Source organism: Kitasatospora setae KM-6054, from assembly GCF_000269985.1.
Lineage (GTDB): Bacteria > Actinomycetota > Actinomycetes > Streptomycetales > Streptomycetaceae > Kitasatospora > Kitasatospora setae.
This window is the reverse complement of sequence record NC_016109.1, coordinates 2401111-2414990: the sequence shown is the minus strand read 5'-3', so window position 1 is coordinate 2414990 and position 13880 is coordinate 2401111. Positions and strand designations below refer to the sequence as shown.

At 74.9% G+C, this 13880-nt stretch carries 14 protein-coding genes; 9 read left to right on the top strand and 5 right to left on the bottom strand.

Features of this window, described 5'->3' with window-relative positions; genetic code table 11:
• Position 1: 1 nt before the first annotated feature.
• On the bottom strand, positions 2-1363 hold the full coding sequence (locus KSE_RS10680; RefSeq protein ID WP_014135312.1) for a glycosyltransferase family 87 protein: 1362 nt from the start codon (positions 1361-1363) through the stop codon (positions 2-4).
• Between the two features lie 268 nt (positions 1364-1631).
• On the opposite strand from KSE_RS10680, the gene KSE_RS10675 reads away from it, so the two are divergent.
• Entirely contained in the window at positions 1632-2774 is a 1143-nt protein-coding gene (locus tag KSE_RS10675; protein WP_014135311.1) for a glycosyltransferase family 4 protein, read from the top strand.
• A 71-nt stretch (positions 2775-2845) separates the two neighbouring features.
• Here the strand turns inward: KSE_RS10675 and KSE_RS10670 are convergent, their stop codons facing one another.
• Positions 2846-4642 (bottom strand): AMP-dependent synthetase/ligase, encoded by a 1797-nt coding sequence (locus KSE_RS10670; RefSeq protein WP_014135310.1) that lies wholly within the window; start codon positions 4640-4642, stop codon positions 2846-2848.
• A 248-nt stretch (positions 4643-4890) separates the two neighbouring features.
• Between KSE_RS10670 and KSE_RS10665 the strand changes: the two genes are divergently transcribed.
• The 5 genes from KSE_RS10665 (at position 4891) to KSE_RS10645 (ending at position 8929) form a co-directional block, all read left to right on the top strand.
• The gene (locus KSE_RS10665; RefSeq protein WP_014135309.1) at positions 4891-5322 is read left to right on the top strand and encodes an SRPBCC family protein; all 432 of its coding nucleotides are present in this window, start codon (positions 4891-4893) and stop codon (positions 5320-5322) included.
• An 8-nt stretch (positions 5323-5330) separates the two neighbouring features.
• Positions 5331-6497 (top strand): ArsA family ATPase, encoded by a 1167-nt coding sequence (locus KSE_RS10660; protein WP_014135308.1) that lies wholly within the window; start codon positions 5331-5333, stop codon positions 6495-6497.
• Between the two features lie 49 nt (positions 6498-6546).
• Complete coding sequence (locus tag KSE_RS46215) at positions 6547-6876, top strand: DUF5304 family protein (protein WP_014135307.1); 330 nt, start codon at positions 6547-6549, stop codon at positions 6874-6876.
• A gap of 196 nt (positions 6877-7072) precedes the next feature.
• The gene (locus KSE_RS10650; protein WP_014135306.1) at positions 7073-8014 is read left to right on the top strand and encodes an ROK family glucokinase; all 942 of its coding nucleotides are present in this window, start codon (positions 7073-7075) and stop codon (positions 8012-8014) included.
• 156 nt (positions 8015-8170) lie between these two features.
• Positions 8171-8929 carry an endonuclease/exonuclease/phosphatase family protein gene (locus KSE_RS10645; RefSeq protein ID WP_014135305.1) on the top strand — a complete coding sequence of 253 codons (759 nt, stop codon included), beginning with the start codon at positions 8171-8173 and terminating at the stop codon, positions 8927-8929.
• Between the two features lie 64 nt (positions 8930-8993).
• Here the strand turns inward: KSE_RS10645 and KSE_RS10640 are convergent, their stop codons facing one another.
• Positions 8994-9653 (bottom strand): hypothetical protein, encoded by a 660-nt coding sequence (locus KSE_RS10640; protein ID WP_014135304.1) that lies wholly within the window; start codon positions 9651-9653, stop codon positions 8994-8996.
• Positions 9654-9663: 10 nt separating this feature from the next.
• Positions 9664-10446 (bottom strand): alpha/beta hydrolase, encoded by a 783-nt coding sequence (locus tag KSE_RS10635; RefSeq protein ID WP_014135303.1) that lies wholly within the window; start codon positions 10444-10446, stop codon positions 9664-9666.
• A 193-nt stretch (positions 10447-10639) separates the two neighbouring features.
• Here KSE_RS10635 and KSE_RS10630 point away from each other — a divergent pair, with 193 nt between their 5' ends.
• The 3 genes from KSE_RS10630 (at position 10640) to KSE_RS10620 (ending at position 13303) form a co-directional block, all read left to right on the top strand.
• Positions 10640-11395 carry a lysophospholipid acyltransferase family protein gene (locus KSE_RS10630; RefSeq protein WP_193365953.1) on the top strand — a complete coding sequence of 252 codons (756 nt, stop codon included), beginning with the start codon at positions 10640-10642 and terminating at the stop codon, positions 11393-11395.
• Positions 11396-11520: 125 nt separating this feature from the next.
• The gene (gene macS, locus KSE_RS10625) at positions 11521-12633 is read left to right on the top strand and encodes a MacS family sensor histidine kinase (protein ID WP_051055770.1); all 1113 of its coding nucleotides are present in this window, start codon (positions 11521-11523) and stop codon (positions 12631-12633) included.
• Positions 12634-12649: 16 nt separating this feature from the next.
• Positions 12650-13303, top strand: coding sequence for a response regulator (locus tag KSE_RS10620; RefSeq protein ID WP_033258109.1), 654 nt, complete (start codon positions 12650-12652; stop codon positions 13301-13303).
• A gap of 10 nt (positions 13304-13313) precedes the next feature.
• Here KSE_RS10620 and KSE_RS42775 read toward each other — a convergent pair whose 3' ends face one another.
• Positions 13314-13484 carry a hypothetical protein gene (locus KSE_RS42775; RefSeq protein ID WP_014135299.1) on the bottom strand — a complete coding sequence of 57 codons (171 nt, stop codon included), beginning with the start codon at positions 13482-13484 and terminating at the stop codon, positions 13314-13316.
• Between the last annotated feature and the right edge of the window lie 396 nt (positions 13485-13880).

The following is a 13880-nucleotide window of genomic DNA, read 5'->3' as shown; positions in this document are numbered from 1 at the left end:
GTCAGCCCCGGTCGGCCGGGGTCAGGTCGTCCAGCAGGTCCTGCTCGTAGGCGATCCCCGGCCGCACCGGGTACTGCGGGGTGACCTGGTCGGCCGGCAGCACCACCGTGGTCAGCGCCTCCCGGCGCCGGGTGGAGCGCCACAGCCGGTACGCCGAGAGCACCGTGGTCACCAGCAGCAGCAGGTTGCGGGCGGTCAGCACCAGCACGCCGCCCAGCTCGCTGCGGTTCACCGCGCCGAACATGACCGGGAACTCCAGCGTGGTCAGCACCGCCGTGACCAGCACCAGCACCGCCACCGGCCGCTGGCTGCTGCCGCGCACCGTCAGGCAGACGGCGGTCAGGCCGACCACCCAGATCATGTACTGCGGGGAGATCACCCGGCTGGTCGTGGTGAAGATCAGCAGCGCGCACAGCGCCGCGTCGAAGGTGGTCGCCGAGGTCCAGCGGGCCGCCCGCAGCCGCCACACCAGCAGCCAGCCGAAGCCCGCCACCGACAGGCCCACCATCACCTTGGAGATCACCGGCACCCACGGGCCGAGGAACTCCACCGAGCCGTAGTTCATCGTCACGGTGCCGTTCCACGACCCCGCGAGCTTCGCGTAGTGCAGCGGCAGCGCGCCCAGCGACTCGATCTCGATGCCGCGCTCCGACTGGAACTTCAGGAACTCGAAGGCGCCGTTCATGCCCGCCATCAGCAGGAAGCCCAGCGCGGCCGCGCACGCCACCGCCGAGGTCCAGGCCCGCCGGGTCCGCCGTCCGCGCGGCGAGCCGATCAGCGCCAGCAGCGGCCACACCTTCACCAGCCCGCCCAGGCCCAGCAGCACCCCGCTGAGCGCCGGGCGGCGCAGCATCACCAGCAGGCCCGCGATCGCCAGCGCCGTCACGATGATGTCGTACCGGCAGTACACCGTCGGCCCGAGCAGCGGCACGCCCGCCACCCAGAACCAGCCGCCCAGGTAGCTGCGGCCCCGGCGGACGCCCGCCCGCATCAGCAGCGCCATCGCGAAGGCGTCCACCACGCCGCAGATCACGAAGAACGACACCAGGTACGACCAGGGCAGCAGCCCCGGCAGCAGGATCACCAGCGCCGCGCCCGGCGGGTACTGCCAGGTCACGTCGTCCAGCGGGAAGGTGCCGGTCCGCAGCACCTCGTACCAGCTGTGGTAGATCACCGAGATGTCGGTGGTCACGTCGGTGTCGGCGATCCGCAGCACGCCCGCGACCATCAGCACGATCAGCGTCCGGGTCGCCAACCAGCCGCCCGCCAGCGCCCACAGCGGGCGGCGGCTCGGTTCGGCGGCCCGGGGCGACGGCGCCGACGGCTCCGCACCACCGGCCTTCTCGGCCTGGGCTGACTCCACTGCGCTCCTTCGGGTCGTCGCGTGCACGCCGGAACACCGGACGGACCGGGGCCTCCCCGGTGATAGACCGGCGCTCCGCCCCCACGGTTGCGGCGGCACCCGGACCTTCACCGAACCGTGTCCCACCCGCCCCCGCGGACGGGCGGACCCGTCCCGGCGCCGCCCCGGTCGGCGGTGCGGGCCGCGTTCCCGGAGAACGGGCACGGTGACCTATCGTACGGACCACTCACAGGTAGTCCGAGCACCCCCCGACCGAGCGAGCCGCGGCATGCACAAGACCCTCATCGTCACCAACGACTTCCCGCCCAGGCCCGGCGGCATCCAGGCGTTCGTCCACAACATGGCCGTCCGGCAGCCCGCCGGCTCCGTCGTGGTGTACGCCTCCACCTGGAAGGACGGCCGCGAGGTCGCCGAGTTCGACGCCGCGCAGCCCTTCCGGGTGATCCGCGACCGGACCCGGATGATGGTCCCCACCCCCCGGGTGACCCGGCGGGCCGCCGAGATCCTGCGCGCCGAGGGCTGCACCTCGGTCTGGTTCGGCGCCGCCGCCCCGCTCGGCCTGATGGCCCCCGCGCTGCGCCGGGCCGGCGCCGAGCGGCTGCTCGGCATGACCCACGGGCACGAGGCCGCCTGGGCCCAACTGCCGGTCTCCGCGCAACTGCTGCGCCGGATCGGGGCCGGCACCGACGTCCTCACCTACCTGGGCGAGTACACCCGCTCCCGGATCGCCCGCGCGGTCGGGCCGGACGCCGCCCGGCGGATGACCCAACTGCCGCCCGGGGTCGACGAGTCGACCTTCCGGCCGGACTCCGGCGGCGACGCCGTCCGGGCCCGGCTCGGGCTCAGCGAGCGGCCCGTCGTGGTCTGCGTCTCCCGGCTGGTGCCGCGCAAGGGGCAGGACACCCTGATCCGGGCCCTGCCGCGGGTGCTGGCCGCCCAGCCCGACGCGGTGCTGCTGATCGTCGGCGGCGGCCCCTACCGGGCCGAACTGGAGAAGCTCGTCGACACCGTCGGCGTCCGCTCCTCGGTCGTCTTCACCGGCGCCGTCCCCTGGGCCGAACTCCCCGCCCACTACGGCGCCGGCGACGTCTTCGCGATGCCCTGCCGGACCCGGCGCGGCGGCCTCGACGTCGAGGGCCTCGGCATCGTCTACCTGGAAGCCTCCGCGACCGGCCTCCCGGTCGTCGCCGGCGACTCCGGCGGCGCGCCGGACGCCGTCCGCGAGGGCGAGACCGGCTACGTGGTGCCCGGCACCGGCGGCGAACAGCTCCTCGCCGAGCGGCTGGTGCGGCTGCTCGGCGACGAGGGGCTGCGCCGCGAGATGGGCGAGGCCGGGCGGAAGTGGGTGCACGCGGCCTGGCGCTGGGACATGCTCGCGGAGCGGCTCACCGGGCTGCTGCGGGAGCGCTGAACGCGCGGGGGCGATGAGACGGCGGCGGTGGGGTACGGCGGCGGTGGGACGGAACCCCCGTCCCGCCGCCGCTACTTGGTGTAGAGGCCCTCGATCTCGGCGGCGAAGTCCTTCAGGACGACGTTGCGCTTGAGCTTGAGGGAGGGCGTGAGGTGGCCGCCGGCCTCGGTGAAGGTGGTGGTCAGCAGGTGGAACTTCTTGACCGCCTCGGCGTGCGAGACGGCCTGGTTGCCGTCGTCGATCGCGGCCTGGACGGCGGCGAGCAGGTCCGGGTCGTCGCGGAGCTGTTCGAGGGTGGCGTCGGCGGGCTTGCCGTTGAGGGCCTTCCAGCGGGGCAGGAACTCGTCGTCGACGGTGACCAGGCAGGCGATGAAGGGCTTGCGGTCGCCGACCACCATGACCTCGCCGATGATCGCGTGGGACCGGATCCGGTCCTCGATCACGGCGGGGGCGACGTTCTTGCCGCCGGCGGTGACGATGATCTCCTTCTTCCGGCCGGTGATGGTCAGGTAGCCGTCGCCGTCCAGGGTGCCGAGGTCGCCGGTGGCGAACCAGCCGTCCCGGAGGGCCTCGGCGGTGGCGGCGGGGTTGTTCCAGTAGCCGGTGAAGATCTGCGGGCCCTTGAGCAGCACCTCGCCGTCCTCGGCGATCCGGACCGCCGAGCCGGGCAGCGGCTGGCCGACGGTGCCGATCTTCGGCCGGTCGTGCGGGTTGAAGGCGGTGGCGGCGCAGGACTCGGTGAGGCCGTAGCCCTCCAGGACGACGAAGCCGATGCCGCGGTAGAAGTGGCCGAGCCGCTCGCCGAGCGGGGCGCCGCCGGAGATGGCGTACCGGCAGCGGCCGCCGAGGGCGCCCCGGAGCTTGCCGTAGACCAGCTTGTCGAAGACCGCGTGCCGGATCCGCAGGCCGAGCGAGGGGCCGCCGGCGTCCAGCGCGCGGCTGTAGGCGACGGCGGTGTCGGCGGCGCGGTCGAAGATCTTCCCCTTGCCGTCGGCCTGGGCCTTGGCGCGGGCGGTGTTGTAGACCTTCTCGAAGACCCGGGGGACGCCGAGGATCAGGGTCGGCTTGAAGGAGCCGAGCTCCTCGGTGACGTTCTTGATGTCGGAGACGTGGCCGAGCCGGACCGGGGCGATGGCGGTGGCGATCTCGGCGATCCGGCCGAGCACGTGGGCCAGCGGCAGGAAGAGCAGGACGGAGGACTCGCCGGTGCGGAACAGCTCGGGCATCCGGGCGGTGACGTTGCCCAGCTCGGCCAGGAAGTTGCCGTGGGTCAGCTGGCAGCCCTTGGGGCGGCCGGTGGTGCCGGAGGTGTAGACGATGGTGGCGATCGCGTCGGGCCCGGCCAGCCGCCGGCGTTCGGCGATCACCGCGTCGTCGACGCCGGCGCCGGCCAGCGTGAGGGCGGCGACGCCGCCCCGCTCGATCTGCCAGGCGTGCTCCAGCCCCGGCAGCCCGGCGCGGACCTCCTCGACCACGGCGGCGTGGGCGTCGGTCTCGGTGACCACGGCGAGCGCGCCGGAGTCGCCGAGGATCCAGCGGACCTGCTCGGCGGAGGAGGTCTCGTACACCGGGACGGTGATCGCGCCGGCCGTCCAGATCGCGAAGTCGAGCAGCGTCCACTCGTAGCGGGTGCGGGACATCACGGCGACCCGGTCGCCCGGGCCGACGCCGGAGGCGACCAGGCCCTTGGCGACGGCGTGCACCTCGGCGAGGAACTGGGCGGCGGTGAGGTCCTGCCACTGCCCGGCGGACTTGCGGCTGAGCACAGCGACGCCCGGGTGGCGCTCCGCGTTCTGGTGGACCAGGTCGGCGAGGTTGCCGTCGCTCGGTACCTGGTAGCGGGCCGGAAGGCTGAACTCGTCGAGCAAGACTGCTCCTCGTCTGCGACGCTGCGGGACGACTGGACGTTACTGCCGGGTAGGCGCGTTCGACCAGAGGGGTCGGCCCGGGTGTTCCGATCGTCACACCGCAGGTCGGACGCGCGGGCGACCCGAATCGAACCCTACGGCAGTGCGCAGGTGACCCGCCGGTAGGTGCCCGCGCGGGAAACGGGCGGCCCGGCCCGCGATAGCCTCTGCTGGGCGCACAGCAGCACAGGGAGATCGCGGAGGCCGCAATGGCGGAGCACACCAGGTCGAGCATTGTCATCGACGCCACCCCGGCCGAGGTCATGGCGGTGATCGCCGACTTCGCCGCCTACCCGCAGTGGACCGGGGAGGTCAAGGAGGTCGACGTCCTGGAGACCGGCCCCGACGGCCGCGCCACCCGGGTCCGCCTGCTGCTGGACGCCGGCGCGATCCGCGACGAGCACACCCTCGCCTACACCTGGGACGGCGACCGCGAGGTCGGCTGGACCCTGGTCAGCAGCCAGATGCTGCGCGCCCTGGACGGCTCCTACGCGCTCGCGCCGGCCGGCGCGGGCACCGAGGTCACCTACCAGCTGGCCGTCGACGTCAAGATCCCGATGCTCGGCATGATCAAGCGCAAGGCCGAGAAGGTCATCATCGACCGGGCGCTGGCCGGCCTGAAGAAGCGCGTCGAGGGCTGACCCGGCTCGTGGCCACCCGCACCGTACTGGTCAGCGGCCCGGAATCCGGCCGGATCGCCGCCGCCACCGCCCTGCACCACGCCCGGCGGGGCAGCGACACCCTGCTGCTCGCCGCCGACGACCCGCACCGCGCCGTCGACGACCTGCTCGGCGTCCGGCTCGGCCCCGACGCCGTCGCGCTCGAACCCGGGCTGACCGCCGCCCGGATCGACGAACAGGCCGCCCTCCGGGCCGCCCTCGACGGCTACCGCGACCGGCTCGCGCCCGCGCTCGACCTGATCGGCGCCCAGCCGCTCGACCCCGACGAACTCGCCCCGCTGCCCGGCACCCGCGCCCTCGCCCTGCTGCGCGCACTGCCCCGGGCCAAGGCCGAGGTGCTGGTGGTCGCCGCCCCGCCGCCCGCCGAACTGGTCGCCACCCTCGCGCTGCCCGCCCAACTGGAGCGCTACCTCGCCCGGTTGCTGCCCGAACAGCGGCAGGCCGCCCGCGCGCTGCGCCCGCTGCTGGCGGGCCTGGCCGGCCTCCCGCTGCCCACCGACCGGCTGTTCGAGGCCCGGGCCGCCGCCTCCGCCGCGCTCGCCGAGGCCGCCGCCGCGATCACCGCCCCCGGCACCACCGTCCGCCTCGTGCTGGACGCCGCCCGCCCCGCGCCGCGCGCGCTGGCCCGGATCCGGGCCGGACTCGCCCTGCACGGCCTGCCGCTGGACGCCGTCGTCGCGCACGGCGCGCTGCCCGCCGCCGCGGCCGCCTCGCCGGACCCCTGGCTGGCCGCCACCGCCGCCCGGCAGGACGAGCAACTCGCCGCCATCGGCGAACAGTTGGGCGAGGTCCCGGTACTGCTCGCCCGGCAGCCGGACGGCGGCCTGGAGGAACTCGCCGACCGGCTCTACGCCCAGGGGGCCCCGCACCCGCCCGCGCCCGCCGACCCCCGGGTCGAGGACCGGCTGGCCGCCGAGAACCTGCTGGTCTGGCACCTCCCGCTGCCCGGCGCCGACCGCGGCGAACTCGAACTGCTGCGCCGCGGCGACGAACTGGTGGTGGGCGCCGGAGGTTACCGGCGGGTCCTGGCACTCCCGTCCGCGCTGCGCCGTTGCACGGTCAGCGGGGCCGGACTGGCGGACGGCGTGCTGTCGGTGCGGTTCACGCCCGACCCCGCGCTGTGGCCGCGGGGCTGACCGGGGCCGGAGCCGGACCGGACCGGACCGAGTGATGAGGAGTGGCGCGGTGAGCACCGAACAGCAGCAGGCAGAGCAGGCAGAGCAGGCGCAGCGGGAGCGGCGGGCCCAGGAACCGGGCGGGGCGGGGGAGTTCGCGCCGCTGGTGGAGGAAGTCCGCAAGTTCGCGGCCGCGTTGGGCGGCAAGGCGGTGGAGATCGGGGGCCGGCTGCGCGAGTCCAACCCCGAGGTGTACGGCCACCTCGCCGCCGCCGGCGGGGAGTTGCTGGCCGCCTACCGGGCCGCCGTCACCGGGCACGAGCGGCGCTGGTCCGCGCCCCAACACGCCGAGGCCGAACGGGTGGACCTGGACGGGGCCCCCGGGGCCTCCGACAAGTAGTTAATCCGGTCGCGCGTGCATGTCACGCTGCGCCCACAATCCATCACCGAACGGCACCGTCAATATGACTTCTGAAGGCACCATGACCAACTGCTCCGGGAATGCCTTCGAATAATGTACGCCGGACTGTATACGTGGGTACCCCTCAGCGGGTACGGTTCCGCTGAGCGGGAACGAGTGAATAGCTGAGGGACACATGGCTCTGACCATCGGCGTGGACGTCGGCGGTACCAAGATCGCAGCAGGCGTCGTCGACGAGTCCGGCGAGATCCTCGCCAAGACCCGGGTGCCCACCCCGGCCGACCCCCAGTGGGCGGTCGACGCGATCGCCCAGGGCGTACGGGAGTTGAAGGAGCAGTACCCGGACGTCAGCGCCGTCGGCGTCGGTGCCCCGGGCTTCGTCGACCGGGACCGCTCCACCGTCCTGATGGCGCCCAACATCGCCTGGGAGAACGAGCCCCTCAAGCAGCGGATCGAGGAGCTCACCGGCCTGCCGACCGTCGTCGAGAACGACGCCAACTGCGCGGCCTGGGCCGAGTTCCGGTTCGGCGCGGCGGCCGCGTTCGACGACATGGTCCTGATCACCGTCGGCACCGGCATCGGCGGCGGCATCGTCCTCGACGGCCGGCTGCACCGCGGCCGGTTCGGCGTGGCCGGCGAGATCGGCCACCTCAACATGGTCCCGGACGGCCTGGACTGCGGCTGCGGCGGCCACGGCTGCTGGGAGCAGTACGGCTCCGGGCGGGCGCTGCGCCGCTACGGCCGCGAGCGGGCCGCCGCCGACCCGATCGCCGGCAAGCGGATGCTCGAACTCAACGACGGCGTCGCCGAGACGATCCGCGGCATCCACATCACCGAGGCCGCCGAGGAGGGCGACCCGCTGGCGCTGTCCTGCTACCGGACGCTCGCCGACTGGCTCGGCCGCGGCATGGCCGACCTGGCCGCGCTGTTCGACCCGGAGGTGTTCGTCCTCGGCGGCGGCGTCTCCGACTCCGGCCACCTGCTGCTCGACCCGGTCGCGGCGAGCTTCGGCGCGTACCTGACCGGCGGCCCGGCCCGGCCGCGCGCCAACGTGGTGCTGGCGTCGATGGGTTCGGCCGCCGGCATCGCCGGCGCGGCCGACCTGGCCCGGATCTGAACCACCCGTAGGGCGCCACCGGCGGGACGCACGGGCAGGGCGCTGCCCGCAGGACGCCGCGCGAGGCCGCGGCGGGAACGGCAACTCGCCGTCCCCGCCGCGGCCTTGCCGCGTTCCCGCCCGCCGCGCGCGGGCGGGCCTGTTACTGTCGGTCAGGTGACGGACACTGAGGTCGGACTGGCGTCGTCCGGGGCCGAGCCCGGCGGGGCCCGGCGGGTACGGGTGCTGAGCTACAACGTGCGGTCGCTGCGCGACGACCGGGCCGCGGTGGCCCGGGTGATCCGGGCCTGCGCGCCGGACGTCGTCTGCGTGCAGGAGTCGCCGCGGTACTGGAAGACCGAGAAGGCGGCCGCCTGGCTCGCCCACAAGACCGGGATGGTGATCCTGGCCGGCGGCGGCCGCGTCGCGGCCGGGCCGCTGCTGCTCGGCAACCTCCGGGTGGACGTGCTGGAACTGCGCGACGCACTGCTGCCGAAGACCCGCGGACTGCACGCCCGCGGCTTCGCGAGCGCGCTGCTGCGGATCGGCGGCAGCCGCCCGTTCTCGGTGACCAGCTGCCACCTGAGCCTCGAACCCGCCGAACGGCTACGGCAGTTCGACCTGCTGCGCGGCCAACTTCGGCCCGGTGAACCGGGCGTGATCGCCGGAGACTTCAACGAGGGCCCGGACGGCCCGGGTTGGCGCTCGCTCGCCGCCGAACTGACCGACGCGCACGCCAAGGCGCCCTGGGGCGGCACGTACACCTCGGTGCCCGAGGAGCCCTACCAGCGGATCGACGGGGTGTTCGCCACCCCGGACGTCGAGGTGCTGGGCTGCGGGGTGCCGTACCCGCTGCCGGGCGTCGCGGAGGCGGACCTGCGGGCCGCCACCGACCACCTGCCGGTGCTGGCCGCGCTGCGGATCCCGGCGCCGTAGCCGCACGGGCGGTTCCGGCCCGGGGCCCGGACGGTCGGGCGATCCCCGGGCGCGGTGCGGCCGCTCAGACGACGGCGCCGCCGTTCGGGTCCTCCGGCTCGTCCTCGTCGCGGTCCTTCATCCGGGCGACCAGGGTGCCGAAGCCGCCGAGGAAGGACAGCAGGCCGACCCAGGCGGGCCAGCCGGAGACCTCGTGCCAGACCACGGCGTCGAACAGCAGCAGCGCCGGGCCGCCGAGCACGGCCAGCCAGGCGAACTTGGCGGTGACGTCGGCGGCGGGCAGCGGCGGGGGCTCCGGCGGGACGAAGTGGCCCTCGTCCGGGTCCTCGGCTGGCGTGTAGTCGCGCGGTCCGTCACCCGGGCGCGGGACCGGGCGCGGCGTGAAGTCGCCCAGGCCGCCGTTGGTGGTGGTGGGCGCGGTCGGGCCGCGCCTGCCGCTGGTCCCGCTGCTGCCGCGCCCCTCGCGCTCGTTCTGCGCGCGCACGTTCTCGACCTCGGGCCAGGCCGGGTCGGTCAGGTCGACCGGGTCGTCGAACTGGGCGACCAGCGCGGCGAAGATCGCGTCCTGTTCGGCCTGGCTGCCCGCGGCCGGGCGGCGCGGGGCGGGCCCGGGCGCGGCCTCGGCGGGGGCCTCGGCGGCGGCCGCCTCGGCCGGCTGCGCGGCCCGGACGTCGTCCTCGCGGGGCAGGTCCTCGTCGTCGTTCGCCTTGCTGGTCTCGTTCACGTTCGGCCTTTCAGCCCGAGTGGTGGGTCCCGGCATCGACCGCCGCTGCCGGGGCCAGTCGCCGGACGAAGTCGAGGCTCGCCCCGAAGATCAGACCGGCGTCGTGGTCCAGCGTGGCCACGTGGAAGCTGCGGTCGAGCAGCAGCTCCGTCACATCGGTCGAGGATATCCGGGCGAGCACCATGGCCGAGTTGCGCGGCGAGACGACGTGGTCCTGCGGACTGTGCATCAGCAGAACCGGCTGGGTCACCGACGGCATTCCCGCCCGGGCCTCCTTCCACAGCCGGGCCAGCGACCAGGCGGCGTGCAGCGGCACCCGGTCGTAGCCGACCTCGGCCGCGCCCGGCAGGGCGATGTCGCCGGCCACGCCGGGCAGCGAGGGCAGCAGGTGGCGCAGCGCCGGAAGAAGCACCGTCGCGGGGTTGTCGGAACGCACCGAGGGGTTGACGAGCACCAGTCCGGAGACCCGTCCGCCGTGCTTCGCGGCCAGCCGCAGGGCCAGCGACCCGCCCATCGACAGCGCGCAGACGAAGACCTGCGCGCACTCGGCGGCCAGCTCCTCGAACGCGGCCTCCGCGGTCGCGTACCAGTCCTCCCAGCGGGTCGGCTGGAGGTCCTGCCAGCGGGTGCCGTGGCCCGGCAGCAGCGGGGCGGAGACCGTCAGGCCGGCGTCGGCGAGGTGTTCGGCCCAGGGGCGCATGGACTGCGGCGAACCGGTGAAACCGTGGACCAGCAGCACGCCGACCGGACCGCCCGAGCGGCGGAACGGCTCGGCACCCGGCAGCAGCGGCATGCGTGGACTCCTGGGAGGTGCGGGCGGGGTGAGGGTGATTCCGATGGTCCCACGGGCGCGATGCCCCGTACAGGGGCCCGTGCGCGGGCGGACGGTTCGCCGGTACGGGGTTCGCCGGTGCACCGGGCGGGAGGCCGGGGCATTAGGATCGTCCGGTCCGCACCACAGGAGGCCCCGGTTGTTCTACCGACTGATGAAGATGATCGTCGCGCCGCTGCTGCGGATCTTCTTCCGGCCGTGGATGGAGGGCGAGGAGAACATTCCGGACGAGGGTCCGGCCATCCTCGCCAGCAACCACCTTTCGTTCTCCGACTCGTTCTTCCTGCCGGCGCTGCTCAAGCGCCGGGTCACCTTCATCGCGAAGGCCGAGTACTTCACCACCCCCGGCATCAAGGGCCGGCTGACCGCCGCGTTCTTCAAGGGCGTGGGCCAGCTGCCGGTGGACCGCTCGGGCGCCCGCGGCGCCGGCGAGGCGGCGATCCGCAGCGGCATCGCGGTGGTCGAGCGCGGCGAGGTCTTCGGCGTCTACCCGGAGGGCACCCGCTCGCCCGACGGCAAGCTGTACCGCGGCAAGGTCGGCGGCCTGGCCCGGGTCGCGCTGGCCACCGGCGCCCCGGTCATCCCGGTCGCCATGATCGACACCGAGAAGGTGCAGCCGCCCGGCCAGGTGATCCCCAACTTCGGCGTCCGGCCCGGCATCCGGATCGGCCGCCCGCTCGACTTCTCCCGCTACCAGGGCATGGAGAACGACCGGTTCATCCTGCGCTCGGTCACCGACGAGGTGATGTACGAGATCATGCGGCTGTCCGGCCAGGAGTACGTGGACATCTACGCGACCGCCGCCAAGCGGCAGCTCGCCGAGGAGAAGAAGGCCGCCGACGCCGACCGCAAGGCCCAGCAGAAGGCCGACGCGGAGCAGGCCACCGAGGAGAAGGACGCCGGGGCCTGACCCGGCACCCGGCCGGCACAGGGGGGATCGGGCTGGTGGAGGAGAACAGACCCGCGGTCGCGGAGCGCCGCCCGCCGGCGCCCGCGGCGCCGGCCGGGGTGGCGGCGGCCGTGGCGGCCGGCGGGATGTCGGTCGAGCTGCCGCTGTGGCGCGCCATCGGGTACTTCCGGGTGCTCGCGCTGGCGTACGCGGTGCTGCGCTTCCTCACCTCGTTCCACCACTTCCTGCACCCGGTGTCCGGCTGGATCTTCCTGGGCGCGCTCAGCCTCTGGACGCTGGCCTCCACCCGGGCGTTCGCCGGGCCCGAGCGCTGCACCTGGCCGGTGCTCGGCAGTGACCTGGCGTTCGCGGTCACCGGCATCGTGATGAGCGGCGTGATCGACACCCCGGCCCGGATACACGCGGGCGCGCCGACCCTGCCCACCATCTGGGCGGCCGGCACCGTGCTGGGCTTCGCCGGCAAGGGCGGCTGGCGGGCCGCCGCGTTCGCCGGCGCGGTGATCGGCGCCGCCAACATCCTCGGCCACGGCGGGATCAGCCCCGACAACCTGCACAACATCGTGCTGCTGCTGCTCGCCGGCTGCGCCATCGGCTACGTGATCGAACTGGCCCGGGCCAGCGAGGCGGTGCTCACCCGGGCGCTCCAGGTGGAGGCCGCCACCCGGGAGCGCGAACGCCTCTCCCGGGACATCCACGACGGGGTGCTGCAGGTGCTCGCCCTGGTCCACCGGCAGCAGGGGGACGCCGCCGAGCTCGGCCGGCTGGCCGGCGAGCAGGAGCGCGCGCTGCGGGCCCTGATGGCCGGCGGCCGGCCCGCCGAACCGGCCGGGCCGGACGGCGAGCTGGACCTGCGTCCGCTGCTCTCCCGGCACGCCGACGAGCGGATCACCGTCTCCGCGCCCGCCACGCCCGTCCCGCTGCCCGCCGCCGCCGCGTCCGAACTGGCCGCCGCGGTCGCCGCCGCGCTCGACAACGTCCGGCGGCACGCGGGCGACGGCGCCCGGGCCTGGATCCTGATCGAGGACGAGCCCGACGCGGTCACCGTCTCGGTCCGCGACGACGGCCCCGGCTTCCCGCCCGGACGGCTCGCCGAGGCCCAGCGGGACGGCCGGCTCGGGGTCGCGCAGTCGATCCGCGGCCGGATGCTCGACCTCGGCGGCAGCGCCGAGCTGTACTCGGTGCCCGGCGAGGGCGTCGAGGTGGAACTGCGGTGGCCCAGGAGGGGACGTGACGACTGATCAGCCGGTGCGCGTGATGGTGGTGGACGACCACCCCATGTGGCGCGACGGGGTGGCCCGCGACCTGGCCGAGGCCGGGTTCGCGGTGGTCGCCACCGCCGGGGACGGCGAGGAGGCGGTGCGCCGGGCCCGGGCCAGCACCCCGCAGGTGGTGGTGCTCGACCTCAACCTGCCCTCGCTCTCCGGCGCCGAGGTGTGCCGCCAGGTGGTGGCCGCCGACCCGGCGGTCCGGGTGCTGGTGCTGTCCGCCAGCGGCGAGCACGCCGACGTGCTGGAGGCGGTGAAGTCCGGCGCCACCGGCTACCTGGTGAAGTCGGCCGGCCGCGAGGAACTCCTCGACGCGGTGCGCCGCACCGCCGTCGGCGACCCGGTCTTCACCCCCGGCCTGGCCGGCCTGGTCCTCGGCGAGTTCCGCCGCCTCGCCACCGAGCCCGGCACCTCCGCCGAGCCCGCCGCCCCGCAGCTCACCCCGCGCGAGACCGAGGTGCTGCGGCTGGTCGCCAAGGGCCTGTCCTACCGCCAGATCGCCGACCGCCTGGTGCTCTCGCACCGCACCGTGCAGAACCACGTCCAGAACACCCTGGGCAAGCTCCAACTGCACAACCGGGTCGAACTCGTCCGGTACGCGATCGAGCAGGGCCTGGACGAGGAACTGGGCCGCGGCGAGTAGCCGGCCGCGCTCACCCCTCCGGCACCAGGCCCAGCAGGGCGCCGAGCTCGTCCGGCGCCCGGCGGGGGTCGCGGTGCTCCGGGCAGGCGCCGGCGATGTCGCGCAGGTGCAGGTGCGCCAGCGGCTGGGACGCCACCCGGAGTTCCTGGCCCGGGCCGAGCCGGTCGTTCACCAGCCGCACCAGGCACTCCCGGACCGGCCCGGGAGACCGGCACCGCCTGCCGGGCGATCCGCCCCAACCCCGGCTCGAACCGGTCGAGTTCGGCCAACAGCGGCCCGGGGCCGCCGAACAGCCCGGAGTGGCCCACCGGATCGGCCAACCGCAGCGGACTCAGCCGGCCCGGCGCGACCGGGGGGAAGCGCAGCACACCCGCGATCACGACCAGGTCGGCCCGCTGCCCGCCGGTCGCCCCGGCCAGGTTCTGCATCCGGGCCGGCAACGCCACCCAGCGCCGGCCCGGCCCGCCCCCGGCGCCGTCGGTGAGCCGGACGGCGGCGGCGTGCGCGCCCGGGGCGTTCACGCCGTCGGGCGGCCGGTCCGCCGGGCCCCGCCCGTCCGGTGGGCGGGCGGGGCGCC

Excerpts from the sequence above, each read along its gene's own strand:
- KSE_RS10675 (WP_014135311.1), top strand. The coding sequence starts at position 1,632 with ATGCACAAGACCCTCATCGTCACCAACGACTTCCCGCCCAGGCCCGGC.
- KSE_RS10665 (WP_014135309.1), top strand. The coding sequence starts at position 4,891 with ATGGCGGAGCACACCAGGTCGAGCATTGTCATCGACGCCACCCCGGCC.
- KSE_RS10650 (WP_014135306.1), top strand. The coding sequence starts at position 7,073 with ATGGCTCTGACCATCGGCGTGGACGTCGGCGGTACCAAGATCGCAGCA.
- KSE_RS10635 (WP_014135303.1), bottom strand. The coding sequence starts at position 10,446 with ATGCCGCTGCTGCCGGGTGCCGAGCCGTTCCGCCGCTCGGGCGGTCCG.
- KSE_RS10630 (WP_193365953.1), top strand. The coding sequence starts at position 10,640 with ATGAAGATGATCGTCGCGCCGCTGCTGCGGATCTTCTTCCGGCCGTGG.
- macS (WP_051055770.1), top strand. The coding sequence starts at position 11,521 with ATGTCGGTCGAGCTGCCGCTGTGGCGCGCCATCGGGTACTTCCGGGTG.
- KSE_RS10620 (WP_033258109.1), top strand. The coding sequence starts at position 12,650 with ATGGTGGTGGACGACCACCCCATGTGGCGCGACGGGGTGGCCCGCGAC.